Here is a 16,361-nt window from a genome sequence, read left to right on the forward strand (position 1 = left end):
ATTGGATACGGGGGCGCCGACGGGGGTTCCGGCCGCAGACCGCGGCGGAATGGGCGGCAACGTCGCGCTTGCCATTCCCAACTTGTATCTTATAAGTTATAAGTTGTCGAGGGCAATTCGGCGCGCCCTTGCACCCCGCCCACACGATCCAGCGCCGATCCGCTGACAGGATGACCATGCCAACGACCGCCATCGCCGGACCGGCGCCCGATCCCATGGGCGCCGGCCGAACTCCGACGCCCGAAATTTTGGCGCCCGAAATTTTGGCGCCCGAAACCATCGCTCATCTGGAGGAACGCGCCCGGCATGTCCGGCTGGAGACGATCCGGCTGATCGCCATCGCCAAGGTCGGCCACTATTCCTCGACCTTCTCCTGCGCGGAGCTGTTCGCGACGCTCTATTACGACGCCATGCGCCTGCGTCACGGCGAGCCGCGCTGGCCGGACCGCGACCGTTTCCTGATGGGCAAGGGCCACGCCGCGGTCGGGCTCTACCCGCTGCTGGCCGACTGGGGCTTCTTTCCGAAGGAGCTGCTGGACGGCTACACCCGTCTCGGCAATCCGCTTGGCGACCACCCGGACATGACCAAGGTGCCGGGGGTGGATTTCAGCTCCGGCTCCATCGGGCACGCGCTGTCCGCCGGTCTCGGCATGGTGATGGGCGGCCGGATGATGGGCCGGCGCTTCGACGTCTATGTCATGCTCGGCGATGGCGAGATGCAGGAAGGGCAGGTGTGGGAAGCGGCGATGGCCGCCGCCCATCAGAAGGCCGGCAACCTGATCGCCATCGTCGACCGCAACGGCTACCAGCTCGACGGCCAAGTCGACGAGGTGATGGGGATCGAGCCGCTGGCCGACAAATGGCGAGCCTTCGGCTGGGAGGTGCATGAGGTGGACGGCCACGACGTCGCCGCTCTCGCCACCCTGTTCCGCCGGCTGAAGCAGGACAAGACCCGCCGGAAGCCGGCCTGCGTCATCGCCAGGACCCTGAAGGGCAAGGGTGTCGGCTACATGGAGCGGGAGGCCGGCTGGCACCTGGGATATCTGGCGCCGGAGGACGAGGCCGCCGCCATCGCCGAGATCATGGGGCAGCCCGCCAGCCCCGCCATCGCCCAAAAAGACGCCGCCCAAGGAGACGCCCGATGACCGCCGCAGAAACCCTCGCCGGGCCGGTCAATCCCGGCAGCTGGCAATACCGGCAGCTCAATGCCCGCGCGCCCGGCCTGTCCTACCTGTCGGATGCGCTGTCGGCGCTGGTGGAGGACGGCCATCCGGTGATGGCCGGGACCGCCGACCTGCAATACTCCAACGGCCTCGCCCGCTTCGCCGCCCGGTATCCCGACCGCTTCATCCAGTTCGGCATCTCGGAACAGAACATGGTGTCCGCGGCAGCCGGCATCGCCACCACCGGCATGATGCCATTCGTGGCGACCTTCGCCTCCTTCCTCGGGCTGCTGTGCTGCGAGCAGATCCGCATGGACGTCGCCTATTCCGCCTTGCCGGTGCGACTGATCGGGCACCATGCCGGCATCGCGCTCGGCTTCTACGGCACCTCGCACCATGCGACGGAGGATCTGGCGATCATGCGCTCCATCGCCGGGCTGACCGTGGTCAATCCGGCCGACGGTCCGCAGCTGGCCGCCGCGATCAAGGCATCGGCCGACCACCCGGAGCCGATCTATTTCCGCATCGGCCGCGGGCAGGAACCGAACGTCTATGACGACCTGCCGGATTTCCGGTTCGGCAAAGCCATCGAACATGAGACGGGCACCGACCTGACCATCATCGCCTGCGGCACCATGGTCCACCCTTCCCGCGAGGCGGTGCGGGCGCTGCGGGCGTCCGGCCTGTCGGTCGGGCTGATCGACATGCACACGATCAAGCCGCTCGACCGCGAGGCGGTGCTGGCGGCGGCCGAACGCTCCCGCATCATCCTCACGGTAGAGGAGCACAACATCCTCGGCGGGCTCGGCGGTGCCGTGGCGGAGGTGATGGCGGAGGCCGGAACGAAGGCGGTGCTGATCCGCCACGGCATCCGCGACGAATACAGCCTGATCGCCCCGCCGACGCACCTCTACCGCCACTACCAGCTCGACGCCGCCGGCATCGAGACGGTCGTCCACGACATCCTGTCCTGAGACCGCCGGCCGGGACGGGCCGATCCGCTGCCCGTCCCGGCAGCCCTGACGAGGACCAACCATGCCAATCGAAACCGACAACGCCGCGCTGACCGCGCGGGCGCGGGCCGTCATGCCCGGCGGGCTGCTCAGCCCCAGCCGTCAGCTGGCTCACCCCTATGTGTTCGTGCGCGCCGCCGGACCGTACCTGTACGACGCCGACGGCAACGAGCATGTCGATTATCACTGCGGATTCGGCGCCAACATGCTGGGCCACTGCGCCGCCGCCGTGCGTGACCGCGTGACGGCGGTGTCCGAACGCATCGACCTGATCGGCGCCGCGGCGCTGGACCTGGAGATCGAGGCGGCGGAAACGCTGGTCCGCCTGATCCCCTGCGCCGATCAGGTGGCCTTCTGCAACAGCGGGTCGGAGGCGACCTACCACGCGCTACGGCTGGCCCGCGCCGCCACCGGGCGGCGCACCGTCATCAAGTTCCAGGGCGGTTATCACGGCTGGCACGACTATGTCGCCATGAACGTGCAGTCGCCCGCCGACCGCATCGGCCAATACGACCCGGTGTGCGACGGCATCCTGCTCGACGCCGCCCGGCACACCGTGGTCCTGCCCTACAACGACGCCCAGGCGGTGGAGGATTACCTGTCCGCCCATCCGGGCGAGGTCGCCGCGGTCATCATCGAGCCGATCGCCCACAATATGGGATCGGTGGTCGCCCATGACGCCTTCCTGCGCGACCTGCGTCGGCTGACCGCCGACCATGGCACCGTGCTGATCTTCGACGAGGTCATCACCGGCTTCCGCCACGCACTGGGCGGCTACCAGTCCATCGTCGGGGTGACGCCCGATCTCGCCACCTTCGGCAAGGCAGTGGCCTCCGGCCATCCGGTCGGGATCCTGGCCGGCCGCGCCGACCTGATGGAACGGCTGGGCCGGACCGGCCAGGGCGCGGTCTTCATGGGCGGCACCTTCAACGGCACGCCGCCCTCGCTGGCGGCCCTCTTGGCGACCATCGGCGAGCTGGAGCGGCCGGGCACCTACGAGCGGCTGTTCGCCCTGGGCGACCGCATGCGAAACGGCCTGTCCGCCATCGTGGAGCGGCTGGGGATTCCGGCGCAACCGGCCGGCTACGGCTCTGTCTGGCTGCTCTATTTCTTCCAGGGCGCCTTCCAGCGCTACGAGGATCTGCTGCGCAACGACAACGCCGCCGACCTCGCCTTCCGCCGGCGGCTGGTGGAGCAGCGGTTCATCTTCCAGCCCCTGCCGCTGAAGCGCCTCTACCTGTCGACCGCCCATGACGAGGCGCTAATCGACCGCACGCTGGGTGTCATCGCCGAGACACTGCATGCGCTGCCTGCAGCGATGCGGGTCGGCGCCTGACCTTTCTGTGTTATAGCTTATAGGATGGCGGGGGCGGGCCCAAGGCATCGCCCCCTGCCGTTCGTCCGTGTGTGAGGAGATGACGTCGTGCGAATGCAGCCGATCGAACCGGGAAACCTGTCGGCGCGGTCCTATGTGGCGGTGCGCGAAGCGCTAATCGCGGGGAGCTTCAAGCCGGGCCAGCGGCTGGTCATGCAGGATCTGGCGGACGAGTTGGGCACCAGCATAACGCCGGTGCGCGAGGCCTGCCTGCGGCTGGTCAGCGAACAGGGGCTGGAACTGCGATCGGGCCGCTTCGTCTGCGTGCCGGGGCTCAGCCTGTCGCGCTATCTGGAAATCCGCACCATCCGCATCGCCCTGGAAGGCCTGGCGGCGGAACTCGGCGCCGCCCATGCCACGGCGGAGGACATCGCCCGCCTGACCGAGGCACATGCCCGGTTCGACGCGGCGGAGCGCGCCCGCGACGTCACGGCGGCGCTTCAGCACAACCGCGACTTCCACTTCGCGGTCTACCGGCTGTCGGGGATGGAAATGCTGGTCGGCCAGATCGAAAGCCTGTGGGTGTCGATGGGTCCGATCCTGAACGTGTTCTACAACGAGGTCGAACACGACGACTACGCCGGCGCCGACGAGCATCTGGCGCTGATAGCCGCACTCCGCGCCCATGACGGCCCCGCCGCGCGGGCCGCCATCGAACGCGACATCATCCGCGGCGGCGAGAGCCTGATCCCCTACCTGGAAAAAATCGGCCAGTCCCTGACGCCGGCCTGATACCAACGGCACCTGAAGGCGCCGTTGGTATCACCCTCTCAATCAACGCTAACGCTTTGATCTGACGGGTTTCACGGTTGGAAAATGATGGAAGTGATCATTTTCCAACCGTATGAGACCGGCGCCGGGGGACCCATCACTCGTCCAGACCGCGCGGGGTGCGCATCCCGGCGGTCTCGCCGCCGTCGATGGTCAGGACGGTGCCGTTGACATAGCTCGAACGCTCCGACAGCAGCCAGACGACCACGTCGGCGACTTCCTCCGGCGCGCCGAAACGGCCAGCGGGGATCCGTTGCTCCAAACGGCGCCGCTTGATCTCCTGCGTCTTGATGCCCTGCATCATGCGGGTGTCGATCTGGCCGGGGCAGACGGCGTTGAAGCGGACCTCATCGCCGAATTCCAGCGCCAGCGCTTGGGTCATGCCGATCACCGCCGCCTTCGACGCACAGTAGATCGCCAGCCCCTCCTCCCCGATCTTGCCGGCGACGGAGGCGACGTTCACCACCGCGCCCCGCGCCGCCCGCAGCCCCGGAAGGGCGAGGCGGGTGAACAGGAAGGCGCTGCGGGCGTTCACCGCCATCACTTGATCCCAATCCTCCACCTGCGCCTCGGCGAAGGCGACGCGGCGCGACATGCCGGCATTGTTGACCAGCCCGCTGATGCGGCCGCCGCCGAGTTCCATCGCACGGGTGACCGCCCGGGCGCAGTCGTCGGGCGAGGCGACGTCGCCGCGCTGGAACACGGCGCCCGGGCAGCGGCCGGCGAGGTCGGCCCCCGCCGCCTCGTCACGGCCGGTGAAAAGGACGGCCTGCCCTTCACCGGTCAGGCGCTCCACACAGGCGCGGCCGATGCCGTGCGTGCCGCCGGTAACGATGATCATGCGTTGCTCCCAGGCTTTGAACCGGTCCCCCGCCCCAGCCGGGCGAGGAGGACCATGAAGGCGACGGTAACGCCGACCAGCAGGGTCGACATCGCCAGGATGGACGGATCGATGGTGTCGCGGATGCCGTCGAACATCTGGCGCGGCAGGGTCCGCTGCTCCGGCCCGCCGATGAACAGCGCCACCACCACCTCGTCAAAGGAAAAGATGAAGGCGAACAGGCCGCCGGACAGCACGCCCGGCAGGATCAGCGGCAGCGTCACCGTGAAGAAAGCGTGCACCGGCGAGGCGCCCAAGCTGTAAGCCGCCCGCACCAGGGTGGTGTCGAAGTTGCGCAGCGTCGCCGTCACCGTGATGACGACGAAGGGCGCGCCCAGCGCCGCATGCGCCAGGATCAGCCCGAGATAGGAGGCGGTCAGGCCGATCCGCGCGAACAGGAAATACATGGCGACGCCGCTGATCACCACCGGCACCACCATCGGCGCGATCAGCAGGCCGAGCAGGAAGGACCGGCCCGGCAGGTCGTTGCGCGCCAGCCCCAACGCCGCCAGCGTACCCAGCAGCGTGGCGAGCGCCATGGCGCCGGTGCCGACGATCAGGCTGTTGCGCAGCGCCGGCAGCCAGGGGCCGGACGCCGCCAGCACCTTCTCGTACCATTGCAGCGACAGGCCCGGGATCGGGTAGGACAGGAAACCTGAGGAGCTGAAGGAGATCGGGACGACCGCCAGGATCGGCCCCACCAGGAAGACCATCATCACGCAGCAGAAGGCATAGTGGAGAACACGGGTCGGACTGGACATGGTTCGGCCTCTCTTCCGGACGCGGGGACCTCATTGGATGCCGGCGATGCGGCCGACGCCGATCAGGCGCCCGACCGTCGCGTAGAGCAGCATGATGCAGGCGAGAAGGATCGCCCCCAGCGCCGAGGACAGGCCCCAGTTGATCGTGGTGTTCGCGTAGTAGGCGATGAAATAGCTGGTCATCTGGTCGCGGGCGCCGCCGACCAGGCTGGGCGTGATGTAATAGCCGACGCCGATGATGAAGGTCATCAGGCAGCCTGCCCCGACGCCCGGCAACGTCATCGGCAGATAGACCTTGAGGAAGCCGACCGCCGGATGGGCGCCCAGCGAGGCCGAGGCCCGCATGTAGGAGGGCGAAATGCCCTTCATCACGCTGAGGATCGGCAGGATCATGAAGGGCAGCAGGATGTGCACCATCGCCACATAGAGGCCGAAGCGGTTGAACACCAGATCCAGCGGCACATCGACGATGCCGAGCCGGGTCAGCAGCCCGTTCAGCACGCCTTCCTTCTGCAGCACGACGATCCAGGCGCTGGTCCGCACCAGCAGCGAAGTCCAGAAGGGCAGCAGCACGCAGACCATCAGGACCGACGCGAAACCACGCGGCAGGCTGACCAGCGCATGGGCGAGCGGGAAGCCCAGCACAAGGCACAGAAGCGTGGTGATGAAGCCGATCCATAGGGTGCGGGCCAGCGTGTCGATGTAGATGCGCTCCTCCGCCGGGGCCCGCGCGATCGAGCCGTTGTCGTCCATCCGCAGGTCGAGCGCCGTCAGCAGGTAATAGGGCGTCAGCGACGGGCTGGCCCGCCGCAGCGCCGCCCAGGTGGCAGGCTCGCCCCAACGCGCATCGATGGCGGTCAACTCCGCCGCCCAGCCCGCCTGCGGCCGGTCGATGCCGCGGACGGACCGCGCGGTCTTACTCAGCAGCGCACGGTAACCGGAGCGTTCGTAATTCAGACGCCGGCTCGCCTCGCCCAGGCGGGGCTCGCCATAGGCGGCCTTCAGGTCACGGGCCAGCGCGGCATAGGCGCTCTCCGGCGGCAGGCCCTCACCGCTCCAGCCCTGCATCTCCGCGGCGACGCCGGGCAGCGCCTCGCCCACCTCGCCATTCTCCACCGCATGCATCAGCATGCCGCCCAGCGGCAGCACGAAGACCAGGGTGAGGAACAGGACGAGCGGCGCGATCAGCAGGGCCGAGACCATCCGGGCCTTCGCACGCGACGACAGGGACGGCGGCGCCAGCGCCCCAGGCCGGTCGATTGTTTCAGTGGTGGTTGCCATGCGCGTCATCACTCCTTCCCGCCGGTCATCGGGAGCGCCAGTTGGCAAAGCGCGCTTCCAACGCCTCGCCATGATCGGCCCAGAAGGCGGTGTCGAGCGGGACCGCCAGCGCGAAATTGGCAGGGCTCGTCGGCAGGTCGGCGGCCAGCTTCGGATCGACGGCCAGGTTGGCCTTGCGGTTGGTCACGCCATAGGCGATGTGGCTGGGAAAGCGCGCCTGCACCTCCGGCCGGCTGGCGAAGGCGATGAAGCGCTCCGCCGTGGCGCGGTTCTTCGCTCCCTTCGGGATCGCCCAGTAATCGACGCCCAGCACCTGCCCGTCCCAGGCGAGCGCGAAGGACCGCCCGCCCTGGTTGGCCGCCGCCACCCGCCCATTGAAGGCGGCCGATATGACCACGTCCCCCGAGGCCAGCCGCTCGATCGGTTCGGCGCCGGAGGTCCACCACAGGATGTCCGGCTTGAGCCTGTCGAGCGACGCGAAGGCACGATCCACCCCGGCGGGCGTCGCGAGCACCTTGTACACCTCGCCCCTCGGCACACCATCGGCCAGCAGGGCGATCTCCAGCGTCATCTTGGCGGTCTGGCGCAGGCCGCGCTTGCCCGGCCAGCGCTGCACGTTCCAGAAATCGGCCCAGCTCTTTGGGCCATCGGCGATGCGGGAGCGGTCGTAGGTCATCACCATCGACCAGACGAAGGCGCCGACGCCGCACTCGCTGTAGGCCTCATCGATGAAATCCTTGCGGTCGCCGACGGCGGTCCAGTCGATCTTCTCGAACAGCCCCTCCTCACACCCGCTCAGTAGGCTGTTCTGCTCGACCTGCAACACGTCCCAACTGACGCTGCCGGTATCGACCATGGCGCGGACCTTCGCCATCTGGCCGGAATAGGAGTCCTCGGTCAGTTGCACCTTGTTGGAATCAGCGAAGGGGTGGAAGAACACCGCGCGTTCGGCATCCTGCAGCACGCCGCCGGCGCCGACGACGGTCAATTGTTCGGTTTGTGCGGGAGATTGCGCCAGGGCCGGCGCGAACAGCAGCCCGGCGGCCAGCGCGCATCCGACGATGCGCGTTGCGTGAAGCGTCATGTTTCTCACCTGTTCAGGGAAATGGTTGCGGCCGGCTCTGCACCCGGTCCGCCCTTGCACCCGGTCCGGTGAACCCGGATCTATTGGGCGACCCAGCGTTCGAAGCGCTGCTGCAACTCGTCTTCGTTGTTCACCCAGAAGGGCGTGTCGATCATCAGCGCGCCCGCCATGTTCTGCGGAGCGGTCGGCAGGTCCGGCTGGATTTTCGGATCGATCAGGGCGGAGGCGCGGCCGTTGGTGACGCCGTAGGGGATCGTCTCGGCAAAGCGCTTCTGCGCGTCGGCGCTGGTCATGTAGGCAACCAGTTCCCTGGCCGCCGCCAGTTTGTCGGTGCCCTTGGGGATCGTCCAGTAATCGGCTGAATAGAGCTGGTGCGTCCACAGCATGGTGAAGGCGCGACCGTCCTTGTTGGCGGCGGCGACCCGCCCGTTGTAGGCGGAGGTCATGACGACATTGCCTGCGGCGAGCCATTCGACCGGCTGCGCGCCGCTGACCCACCAGCGGATATGCGGCTTGATCTGGTCCAGCTTGGCGAAGGCGCGATCCACCCCCGCCTTGGTGCCCAGCGTCTCATAGAGCTTGTCCGGGGCGACTCCGTCGGCCAGCAGGGCGATCTCCAGCGTCATGCGCGCCTGCTTGCGCAAGCCGCGCTCGCCCGGCCAGCGCTTGAGGTCCCAGAAATCTGCCCAGGATTTCACGCCGGGGGTCTTGGCCGGATCGAAAGCCAGTACCTTCGACCAGACGAAGGCACCGACGCCGCAGGGTGCCTTCACCTGCGGGATGATGTCGGCGGCGTTCGGCTGGCTTTTCCAGTCGAAGGGTTCGAGAAGCCCCTCGTCGCAGGCCAGCGTCATCTCGTTCTCGTCCATTTGCAGGACGTCCCATGTGACCGTCCGCGACTGGTTCATCGCCTTCAGCTTGGCGATGCCGCCGGTGTAGGACTCCTCGATCAGCGGCGCACCCGACCGTTTGGAAAAGGGCTCGAAATAGGCGGTCCGCATCGCGTCCTGCAACGATCCGCCGAACCCGACGACGGTCAGGTCGCGCGCATGCGACGACCCGGACGCAATCAGTATGGCGAACAGTATGGGCCCGCAAAGGCGCCTTGCCCGTCTCGTCGTCATCCGACCCTCCTTGTTTGGAATCAATCGGAAGGTCGGCGACGTCCCGCCGCACCGGACCATCCGATGCAGCAATCTTATAAGTTATAAGATACCTGTCAAGGCGTGTGATTTGGTTAGTGCGGCGTTCGGCGAAAGACGGCGCCGACGGCGACGAGGCCGAAGATCAGCAGGAATTCGACCCCTTTGATCGAACCGACGAAGTCCGGCGGCAGTTGCATGGTCAGGACATAGGCGGCGATCAGCATCAGGATCGACAGCGCCGCCGCGACGCCGAGGGCACGCAGTGCCAGGATCGCCGCACAGCCGATGGCGGCCAGAATCGATCCGACGGCAGCGGGATGGAGTCCGGAATGGACTGGGATCAGGTCCGACGCACCGCTGCCGAGTTGACCGGCGATCGACAGCAGGTGATTGCCGAGCCAGCCGAGAAGGCGCTGGTTGCCCGATGGCATCATCAACAGGTCCAGCACCCCCCGAACGACGGAACAGCCGGAGCTTTGCAGCTTGCAGGAAAGGGTCGACAGGGCATCGCCGGCGGCGACGCAGAGGGAGGTGGATTGGCTCATGATCCGCGTCCTTGGATCTTTGGGAGAGATCGGGATCAGGCCGGACGCGAACGGATTGCCGTGCCGGTCAATGCCAGGACGCTAAACGTTCTTATGCGAACGACAAACCAAGCAAACCGAAGAAATCCGTTGCACAATCAGGAACAATCATCGGCGATTCCTCACTTTGCCATCTGGCCTTCGAAGCGTGAAATCAGGAAGGAGGCGGCCGGCCCCGGCGGGCTGTCGGTGCGATGGACGGCCTGCAGCCGGTAGGGACCGCCTTTGCAGTCGGGCATGTCCAGCCGGACCAGCCGCCCGGCGTCCAGATCCTCCTGGATCATCGGCAAGGGCATGTTGCCCCAGCCGATCCCCTCGCGCAGCAGCATGTGCTTGGAGCCCAAATCGGCCAGCCGCCATGTGCGCGTGCCGATGACGGCGAACTCCCAGCCCTGCGTCAGCGTGGAGCGGTCGGTCAGCACCAGCTGCACATGCTCGCGCCCCGCGCCGGGCGGGTTGCGCCCGGCCAGCGCCAGCGGGTGGGAGGGGGCGGCGACCGGCACCAGTTCGACGAAGCCGACGCCGATCCGCTCGATGCCGTCGATCTCCATGTCCAGCGGCCCGCTGATGCCGATCGTCGCCGCACGGTTGAGCACCATCTGGGTCACCGCACCCAACGCCTCGACATGCAGGCGCAGGGTCACGGTCGGATAAGTCTCGCGGAAGGCCTTCAGCGCGTCGACCACCCGCCAGGCCGGCAGCATGACGTCGAGCGCCAATAGCACCTCGGACTCCAGCCCCTCGATCAGGCCCTTCACCTTCGCGCGCAGACTGCCCATGCCGTTGGCGATGGTCCTCGCCTCCGACAAAACGGCGCGGCCGGCGTCGGTCAGCTGCGGCCGCTTGGTGGTCTCGCGGTCGAACAGCGAGACGCCCAGCTGCATCTCCAGGTTCGCGATGGAATAGCTGATGACGGAGGTCGCCCGCCCCAGCTTGCGCGCCGCCCCGGCGAAACTGCCGGTGTCGACCACGGTCAGGAAAACGCGGAGCTGATCGAAGGTCGGGGTGCCGGGATCTGACATTTCCAATTTCTCGAACGTTTCGATCCATCTTATCCCGGTTTATCCGAAGGTCCAGCGGCGTTAGCTTTCCCTCACCAGCAGCGCCGAACCGCTCCTCCAGAGCAGGCAGCCCGGCGCCGCCTCTTCCAAAACCGGGAGTTCCCGCCATGACCGTCCGCCCTGCCGCCGGCGTCGAACACATCCTGCTGCCTGCCGTCCGCGACATCGGCGACGGGTTCCAGGTCCGCCGCGCTCTGCCGTCGGCCATGCGCCGGTCAGTCGGGCCCTTCATCTTCCTCGACAGCTTCGGCCCGGTGACCTTCACCGCCGGCGAGGGCATGGACACCCGCCCCCACCCGCACATCGGTCTGTCGACCCTGAGCTATCTGATCGAGGGCGAAATCGTCCACCGCGACAGCGAGGGCTTCGTCCAGACGATCGAGCCGGGCGCGGTGAACCTGATGACCGCTGGGCGCGGCATCGTCCATTCAGAACGCACCGCCCCCGCCACCCGCCGCAGCGGACACCGGCTGTTCGGTTTCCAGAGTTGGATCGCCCTTCCGACGCAGCATGAGGAGACCGATCCCGGCTTCCAGCATGTGGCGGCCGAGGCCCTGCCGCGGATCGAAGGAGAAGGCATCGACCTGCGTCTGATCGCCGGTTCGCTGCTGGGCCGGCGGGCGCCGACAAACGCCTTCTCCGACCTGTTCAACGCCGATGTCGTTTTGCAGGACGGCGCCCGGCTGCGCATCGACGCCGAACATATCGAACGCGCCGCCTATGTCGTTGACGGCACGGTGGGAGTGGTGTCCGAAGACGGCCTCTTCCGCAAGGACCAGTTGATCGTCTTCCAGCCGGGTGCGGAGATCGTTCTGCGCGCCGTCGGCCCTGCCCGGCTGATGCTGCTGGGCGGCGAACCGCTGGACGGACGGCGGCACATCCACTGGAATTTCGTGTCCAGCCGGCGCGAGCGCATCGAACAGGCCGCGCGCGACTGGCGCGAGGGCCGCTTCCCCGCCGTCCCCGGCGAAACCGAGTTCATCCCACTTCCGGAACCGACGTCAAAGCCCGCGGCACCCCGCGTGGCCTGATCCATCCAAACTCTTGTCCCGAAAGGACCACCATCATGACCACCTATGCAATCCTGGGGTCGGGCGCCATCGGCGCAGCCGTCGCCGGCCAGTTCGCCCGCAAGGGCATCGAGGTTCTGCTCGCCAACAGCCGCGGACCGGAAACCCTGGCCGACCTTGCACACGATCTGGGGACGAGTGTCGTCCCCGCCTCCGTGCGGGACGCGCTCGCCGCCGACATCGTCATCCTGGCGGTGCCCTATGACGCCGTCGGCGATGCCGTGCATGGGGCGCCGGACTGGAACGGCCGGATCGTCGTCGACGCCACCAACGCCATCGATTTCCCGGCCTTCACCCCCCGCGACCTGGCCGACCGGCCGTCCACCCACATCGTCGCCGAAGCCGTGCCCGGCGCCCGCGTCGTCAAGGCCTTCAACACCCTGCCGGCCGCGGTGCTGGCGAAGAATCCACAGGACAACGGGCGGCGCGTCCTGTTCGTGTCGGGCGACGACGATGGCGCCAACACCGAGGTCGCCGGCCTGATCGAGCGGCTGGGCTATGCCGCCATCCCGCTGGGTCCCATTGCCGAAGGCGGTCGCCTGCAGCAATTCGGCGGCGCGCTGATGGTCCACAGCCTGATCAAGCAGGGTTGATCGTCGAACTCCTCGACCGTGACTATCGGGTCATTCGAACGCCGACGGACAGCCGGTTGCCCCCTCTTCGTCCCGCAACCGGCATCCGCAACAGGAATACCCACCGGAAAGGCGGGCTCCATGGCCAAGCTCTTCGGCTAGACCGAAAAGTCTCGGCCGTGACCGCTGTCTTCCCCGAGATCGATGCGCCCCACCAGGAAATCCAGGAAGGACCGCACCTTCGGCGGCTGAATCCGCCCACCGGGAAAGACCGCATGCAGGTCGACATCCGATCCCTTCCAACCGTCGAGCACCCGCACCACCTGCCCGGCCGACCGGTAGGGCCGCATGGCGAAGTCGGTCGCGAGGACCAACCCGCCACCGGCCAGCAGCGTCGGGATCAGCATCTCCGGATCGTCGGCCGTCATCACCGGATCGATGGCCACGTCGACCTCCTCATCGGGATGGCCCCGGTCCACCGGGAACAGGCGCCACCCGTACCCGGAGGGGCGCCGGGCAGTCATGTTCGCCAGCACAAGATGCCGGGCCAGCTCGTCGGGGTGGCCGGGCATCCCATGGGCAGCACAATAGGACGGTGCTGCGTAGACATGGCGGGGCAGGACGCCCAGCTTGCGGGCGGCCATGGTGGAGTCCAGCAGCGTCCCCATCCGGATCGCCAGGTCGATGTCCCGCGCCACCAGATCCAGGTTCTCGTGGCTGAGCACGAGATCGATGCGAATGTCGGGGTAGCGGGCCCGGTAGCCGGGCAGAAGCGGCGCGATGACCTTCATCCCGAAGGACGGCGGCGTGGTGACCCGCAGCCAGCCGCGCGGCGCATCGCGAAGCTGAGCAACCGCACTTTCGGCCTGTTCCAGCTCCTCGGCGATGCGCCGGCACCGCTCGAAATACACGGTTCCCGCCTCGGTCAACCCGATGCGACGGGTGGTCCGGTGCAGAAGCTGGATGCCGAGCCGCTGTTCGAGATCGCGCACCTTGCGGCTCAGCGTCGTCTTGGGCAGCCGCAGCCGCCGGGCGGCGTTCGTGAAGCTGCCCTCCTCCACCACCTTGACGAAGGCGATGGTGTCGTTCAGGTCCTGCATCTGCGTCCATCGATTGGATCTGAAATCGGTACAATGTTGTCCAGGCTGGATGGGTAATCAAGCCGGACTTCGGGTGCTAGTTGCTGGACATGCGTGGTGGCCAAAACGCGGGCCACCGCGGAACCCGATCTCTGGACTGATCCCAAGGACAGGCAAATGAAGTCACACACGCTCCTGCTGGCCGTTGGCCTTCTGTTCGCCGCCATCCCGACCGGCCATGCCACCGACAGGACCGCCGGCCACACTGCCGCCCCGTCGGCGACCCAACCCTCTCCGGCCGGCATCTACCGCTTCGCGGTCGGCGACCTCCGCGTCACCGCACTCAGCGACGGCACCCTGCCGCTCGGCATCAAGCCGCTGGTGCAAGGGTTGCAGCCGGAGCGCATCGATGCGCTTCTGGCCGAGCGGTTCGAGCGCGATCCGCTGGAAACCTCGATCAACGCCTTCCTGATCGACGCAGGGTCGCGCCTGCTGTTGGTCGACACCGGTGCGGGCCAGCTGTTCGGTCCCTATGGCGGAAAGCTCCCGGTCAGCCTGGCCGCCGCCGGCTATCGCCCGGATCAGGTGACCGACATCCTCATCACCCATATCCACACCGACCATTCCGGCGGGCTGGCGCTGGATGGAAGGATCATGTTCCCGAACGCCACCGTTCATGTCGGCCAGGCCGACCTGGATTTCTTCCTCAACCGCGACAATGTCGCCAGGGGCTTGCAGCCCCGCCACTACGATGAGGCGGTCGCCACGGTCGGTCCCTACCTCAAGGCGGGCAAGGTCAAGCCCTTCACCGAACAGTCGGAAATCCTGCCGGGCGTCACGGCGATCCCCACCCCCGGCCACACGCCCGGCCACGCCTTCTATCGGGTAACGAGCCGGGGCGAGAGCATCGAGTTCTGGGGCGACATCATCCATGTCGGCCCTGTGCAGTTCCCTCATCCGGAAGCCACCGTCTCCTTCGACGTCGACCAGGACGCCGTACGCGCCCAGCGTCTGAAACGCTTCGCCCACGAGGCCGGCAGCGGCCAACTGACCGCCGCCGCCCATCTCAACTTCCCCGGCCTCGGCCGCCTGCGGCGCGACGGCGATGGCTACCACTGGGTACCAGTGGAATACCGCAACCGCGAGTGAAGCCGCCCCAGTAGGAGGTCAGCCAGGCCATGCGTCTCGACGGCATCGATGAAGGCGCGAATATCGGCGTTCCCAGTCGACCGCATGTCGAAAGTCCCGTTTGCCCACCTGCCGATTATGCGGCGGATCCGAACAAGCCATTCGAATCCGGGCCGATTATTCCGGCCGGCCTCCGCCGCTAGCTTCTGGACCAGGCCGGCCGATCGACCGGCACCCGATCCAGCAACGAAGAGGCAGCCATGATGACCAGCATCGTCAGCGCGGTAAACGAAGTCGAAGGCAAGGTCGCAATCGTGACCGGTGCGGCCAGCGGCATCGGCCGCGCCACCGTGGAACTGCTGCACGCCCGCGGCGCCCGGGTGATTGCGGAAGACATCAACCCGGCGGTGGAGGAGTTGGCCCGTCCCGGTCTGGTGCCGCTGGTCGCCGACATCGCCGCCGACGGCAGCGCCGAACGGGCGGTGGAACTCGCGGTGGAGCGTTTCGGCGCGCTCGACATCCTCGTCAACAATGCCGGCCGCATCATCTACAAGCCGCTCATCGAGACCAGCCGCGAGGAATGGGAGGGCATCCTGGCGACCAATGTCACCGGCGCCTTCCTGCATTCCCGCGAAGCGATGAAGGTGATGATGCCGCGCAAGAGCGGCGCCATCGTCAACATCGCCTCCTACGCCTCCTACTTCGCGTTTCCCGGCATCGCCGCCTACACCGCATCGAAGGGCGCCCTGGCGCAGCTGACCCGCACCCAGGCGCTGGAGGCGATCCCGCACGGCATCCGCGTCAACGCCATCGGCGTTGGCGACGTGGTGACCAACATCCTCAACCACTTCATGGACGACGGCCGCGACTTCCTGGCCGACCACGGCAAAGCCGCCCCCATCGGCCGCGCCGCCGATGCCGCGGAGATCGCCGAGGTCGTCGCCTTCCTGGCGTCGGACCGAGCGAGCTTCATCGTCGGCGCAGTGGTGATGGCCGACGGCGGCATGACCGTCACGGCCGGTTGAGGCGCAGCAGCGCCACCCATTGTCCCCTCAGCACGGAGCTGTTCCGCGATGAAGATCTTGACCAAGGCGGCGTTCTTCGCCGCCAAACCGGGAAAGGGCGAGGCGCTCGGCGCCCGCCTGCTCGCCCTCGTCGAACCGACCCGGACCGAACTCGGATGCCTGCGCTACGACATCCACCGCTCGGATGAGGATGCGGACTCGTGGTTCGTTTACGAGAACTGGGCAACCCAGGACGATTTCGACGCCCATATGCGCACGCCCTATGTCCAGTCCTTCATGGCCACCCTGCCCGACCTCTGCACGGACGGCGTCACGATCCACACCGCATACCGGCTGACCTCCAATTTCGCCCCACGCTGATCCCCAACA

The 16,361-nt window shown here is 67.3% G+C and carries 17 protein-coding genes; 9 read left to right on the forward strand and 8 right to left on the reverse strand.

The genetic code is table 11. The annotated features are described in order from the left end of the window. Window positions 1-176 precede the first annotated feature (176 nt). The 4 genes from JJL56_RS18560 (at window position 177) to JJL56_RS18575 (ending at window position 4,283) form a co-directional block, all read left to right on the forward strand. A complete protein-coding gene (locus JJL56_RS18560; RefSeq protein ID WP_200485876.1) occupies window positions 177-1,145 on the forward strand; it encodes a transketolase in 969 nt (322 codons plus the stop codon). After that, window positions 1,142-2,137 (forward strand): transketolase family protein, encoded by a 996-nt coding sequence (locus tag JJL56_RS18565; protein WP_200485877.1) that lies wholly within the window; start codon window positions 1,142-1,144, stop codon window positions 2,135-2,137. Before JJL56_RS18560 ends, JJL56_RS18565 begins: the two co-directional genes overlap by 4 nt. A 61-nt stretch (window positions 2,138-2,198) precedes the next feature. Beyond that, window positions 2,199-3,512 carry an aspartate aminotransferase family protein gene (locus JJL56_RS18570; protein ID WP_145629060.1) on the forward strand — a complete coding sequence of 438 codons (1,314 nt, stop codon included), beginning with the start codon at window positions 2,199-2,201 and terminating at the stop codon, window positions 3,510-3,512. A gap of 93 nt (window positions 3,513-3,605) precedes the next feature. Next, window positions 3,606-4,283 (forward strand): GntR family transcriptional regulator, encoded by a 678-nt coding sequence (locus tag JJL56_RS18575; protein WP_200485878.1) that lies wholly within the window; start codon window positions 3,606-3,608, stop codon window positions 4,281-4,283. 136 nt (window positions 4,284-4,419) lie between these two features. Here the strand turns inward: JJL56_RS18575 and JJL56_RS18580 are convergent, their stop codons facing one another. From JJL56_RS18580 to JJL56_RS18610, 7 genes are all read right to left on the reverse strand, one after another. After that, window positions 4,420-5,163, reverse strand: coding sequence for an SDR family NAD(P)-dependent oxidoreductase (locus JJL56_RS18580; protein ID WP_145629064.1), 744 nt, complete (start codon window positions 5,161-5,163; stop codon window positions 4,420-4,422). Next, on the reverse strand, window positions 5,160-5,963 hold the full coding sequence (locus tag JJL56_RS18585) for an ABC transporter permease (protein ID WP_145629066.1): 804 nt from the start codon (window positions 5,961-5,963) through the stop codon (window positions 5,160-5,162). The genes JJL56_RS18580 and JJL56_RS18585 overlap by 4 nt, the downstream gene beginning before the upstream one ends. Before the next feature lie 30 nt (window positions 5,964-5,993). Then, window positions 5,994-7,244 (reverse strand): ABC transporter permease, encoded by a 1,251-nt coding sequence (locus JJL56_RS18590; RefSeq protein WP_200485879.1) that lies wholly within the window; start codon window positions 7,242-7,244, stop codon window positions 5,994-5,996. A 25-nt stretch (window positions 7,245-7,269) separates the two neighbouring features. Beyond that, window positions 7,270-8,328, reverse strand: a complete 1,059-nt coding sequence (locus JJL56_RS18595; RefSeq protein ID WP_200485880.1) for an ABC transporter substrate-binding protein — start codon at window positions 8,326-8,328, stop codon at window positions 7,270-7,272. An 80-nt stretch (window positions 8,329-8,408) separates the two neighbouring features. Then, a complete protein-coding gene (locus JJL56_RS18600; RefSeq protein WP_200485881.1) occupies window positions 8,409-9,329 on the reverse strand; it encodes a polyamine ABC transporter substrate-binding protein in 921 nt (306 codons plus the stop codon). Window positions 9,330-9,565: 236 nt separating this feature from the next. Beyond that, window positions 9,566-10,018, reverse strand: a complete 453-nt coding sequence (locus tag JJL56_RS18605) for a hypothetical protein (RefSeq protein ID WP_200485882.1) — start codon at window positions 10,016-10,018, stop codon at window positions 9,566-9,568. A gap of 161 nt (window positions 10,019-10,179) precedes the next feature. Further along, complete coding sequence (locus tag JJL56_RS18610) at window positions 10,180-11,079, reverse strand: LysR family transcriptional regulator (protein WP_200485883.1); 900 nt, start codon at window positions 11,077-11,079, stop codon at window positions 10,180-10,182. Between the two features lie 146 nt (window positions 11,080-11,225). On the opposite strand from JJL56_RS18610, the gene JJL56_RS18615 reads away from it, so the two are divergent. After that, window positions 11,226-12,149, forward strand: a complete 924-nt coding sequence (locus tag JJL56_RS18615; protein WP_200485884.1) for a pirin family protein — start codon at window positions 11,226-11,228, stop codon at window positions 12,147-12,149. Window positions 12,150-12,184: 35 nt separating this feature from the next. Continuing rightward, window positions 12,185-12,781, forward strand: coding sequence for an NADPH-dependent F420 reductase (locus JJL56_RS18620; RefSeq protein WP_145629079.1), 597 nt, complete (start codon window positions 12,185-12,187; stop codon window positions 12,779-12,781). 137 nt (window positions 12,782-12,918) lie between these two features. Here the strand turns inward: JJL56_RS18620 and JJL56_RS18625 are convergent, their stop codons facing one another. Beyond that, window positions 12,919-13,860 (reverse strand): LysR family transcriptional regulator, encoded by a 942-nt coding sequence (locus JJL56_RS18625; RefSeq protein ID WP_200485885.1) that lies wholly within the window; start codon window positions 13,858-13,860, stop codon window positions 12,919-12,921. Window positions 13,861-14,016: 156 nt separating this feature from the next. Here JJL56_RS18625 and JJL56_RS18630 point away from each other — a divergent pair, with 156 nt between their 5' ends. The 3 genes from JJL56_RS18630 to JJL56_RS18645 all read left to right on the forward strand — a co-directional run bounded on the left by JJL56_RS18630 (window position 14,017) and on the right by JJL56_RS18645 (window position 16,352). Beyond that, window positions 14,017-14,988 carry an MBL fold metallo-hydrolase gene (locus JJL56_RS18630; RefSeq protein ID WP_200485886.1) on the forward strand — a complete coding sequence of 324 codons (972 nt, stop codon included), beginning with the start codon at window positions 14,017-14,019 and terminating at the stop codon, window positions 14,986-14,988. A gap of 239 nt (window positions 14,989-15,227) precedes the next feature. Further along, the gene (locus JJL56_RS18640; RefSeq protein WP_200485888.1) at window positions 15,228-15,992 is read left to right on the forward strand and encodes an SDR family NAD(P)-dependent oxidoreductase; all 765 of its coding nucleotides are present in this window, start codon (window positions 15,228-15,230) and stop codon (window positions 15,990-15,992) included. A gap of 48 nt (window positions 15,993-16,040) precedes the next feature. Beyond that, on the forward strand, window positions 16,041-16,352 hold the full coding sequence (locus JJL56_RS18645) for a putative quinol monooxygenase (RefSeq protein ID WP_145629087.1): 312 nt from the start codon (window positions 16,041-16,043) through the stop codon (window positions 16,350-16,352). Window positions 16,353-16,361 lie beyond the last annotated feature (9 nt).

Origin of the sequence: Azospirillum aestuarii (assembly GCF_016632405.1) — a bacterium.
In the GTDB taxonomy this organism is placed as follows: domain Bacteria; phylum Pseudomonadota; class Alphaproteobacteria; order Azospirillales; family Azospirillaceae; genus Azospirillum; species Azospirillum aestuarii.

Excerpts from the sequence above, each read along its gene's own strand:
- JJL56_RS18560 (WP_200485876.1), top strand. The coding sequence starts at position 177 with ATGCCAACGACCGCCATCGCCGGACCGGCGCCCGATCCCATGGGCGCC.
- JJL56_RS18565 (WP_200485877.1), top strand. The coding sequence starts at position 1,142 with ATGACCGCCGCAGAAACCCTCGCCGGGCCGGTCAATCCCGGCAGCTGG.
- JJL56_RS18570 (WP_145629060.1), top strand. The coding sequence starts at position 2,199 with ATGCCAATCGAAACCGACAACGCCGCGCTGACCGCGCGGGCGCGGGCC.
- JJL56_RS18575 (WP_200485878.1), top strand. The coding sequence starts at position 3,606 with ATGCAGCCGATCGAACCGGGAAACCTGTCGGCGCGGTCCTATGTGGCG.
- JJL56_RS18580 (WP_145629064.1), bottom strand. The coding sequence starts at position 5,163 with ATGATCATCGTTACCGGCGGCACGCACGGCATCGGCCGCGCCTGTGTG.
- JJL56_RS18585 (WP_145629066.1), bottom strand. The coding sequence starts at position 5,963 with ATGTCCAGTCCGACCCGTGTTCTCCACTATGCCTTCTGCTGCGTGATG.
- JJL56_RS18590 (WP_200485879.1), bottom strand. The coding sequence starts at position 7,244 with ATGGCAACCACCACTGAAACAATCGACCGGCCTGGGGCGCTGGCGCCG.
- JJL56_RS18595 (WP_200485880.1), bottom strand. The coding sequence starts at position 8,328 with ATGACGCTTCACGCAACGCGCATCGTCGGATGCGCGCTGGCCGCCGGG.
- JJL56_RS18600 (WP_200485881.1), bottom strand. The coding sequence starts at position 9,329 with ATGCGGACCGCCTATTTCGAGCCCTTTTCCAAACGGTCGGGTGCGCCG.
- JJL56_RS18605 (WP_200485882.1), bottom strand. The coding sequence starts at position 10,018 with ATGAGCCAATCCACCTCCCTCTGCGTCGCCGCCGGCGATGCCCTGTCG.
- JJL56_RS18610 (WP_200485883.1), bottom strand. The coding sequence starts at position 11,079 with ATGTCAGATCCCGGCACCCCGACCTTCGATCAGCTCCGCGTTTTCCTG.
- JJL56_RS18615 (WP_200485884.1), top strand. The coding sequence starts at position 11,226 with ATGACCGTCCGCCCTGCCGCCGGCGTCGAACACATCCTGCTGCCTGCC.
- JJL56_RS18620 (WP_145629079.1), top strand. The coding sequence starts at position 12,185 with ATGACCACCTATGCAATCCTGGGGTCGGGCGCCATCGGCGCAGCCGTC.
- JJL56_RS18625 (WP_200485885.1), bottom strand. The coding sequence starts at position 13,860 with ATGCAGGACCTGAACGACACCATCGCCTTCGTCAAGGTGGTGGAGGAG.
- JJL56_RS18630 (WP_200485886.1), top strand. The coding sequence starts at position 14,017 with ATGAAGTCACACACGCTCCTGCTGGCCGTTGGCCTTCTGTTCGCCGCC.
- JJL56_RS18640 (WP_200485888.1), top strand. The coding sequence starts at position 15,228 with ATGATGACCAGCATCGTCAGCGCGGTAAACGAAGTCGAAGGCAAGGTC.
- JJL56_RS18645 (WP_145629087.1), top strand. The coding sequence starts at position 16,041 with ATGAAGATCTTGACCAAGGCGGCGTTCTTCGCCGCCAAACCGGGAAAG.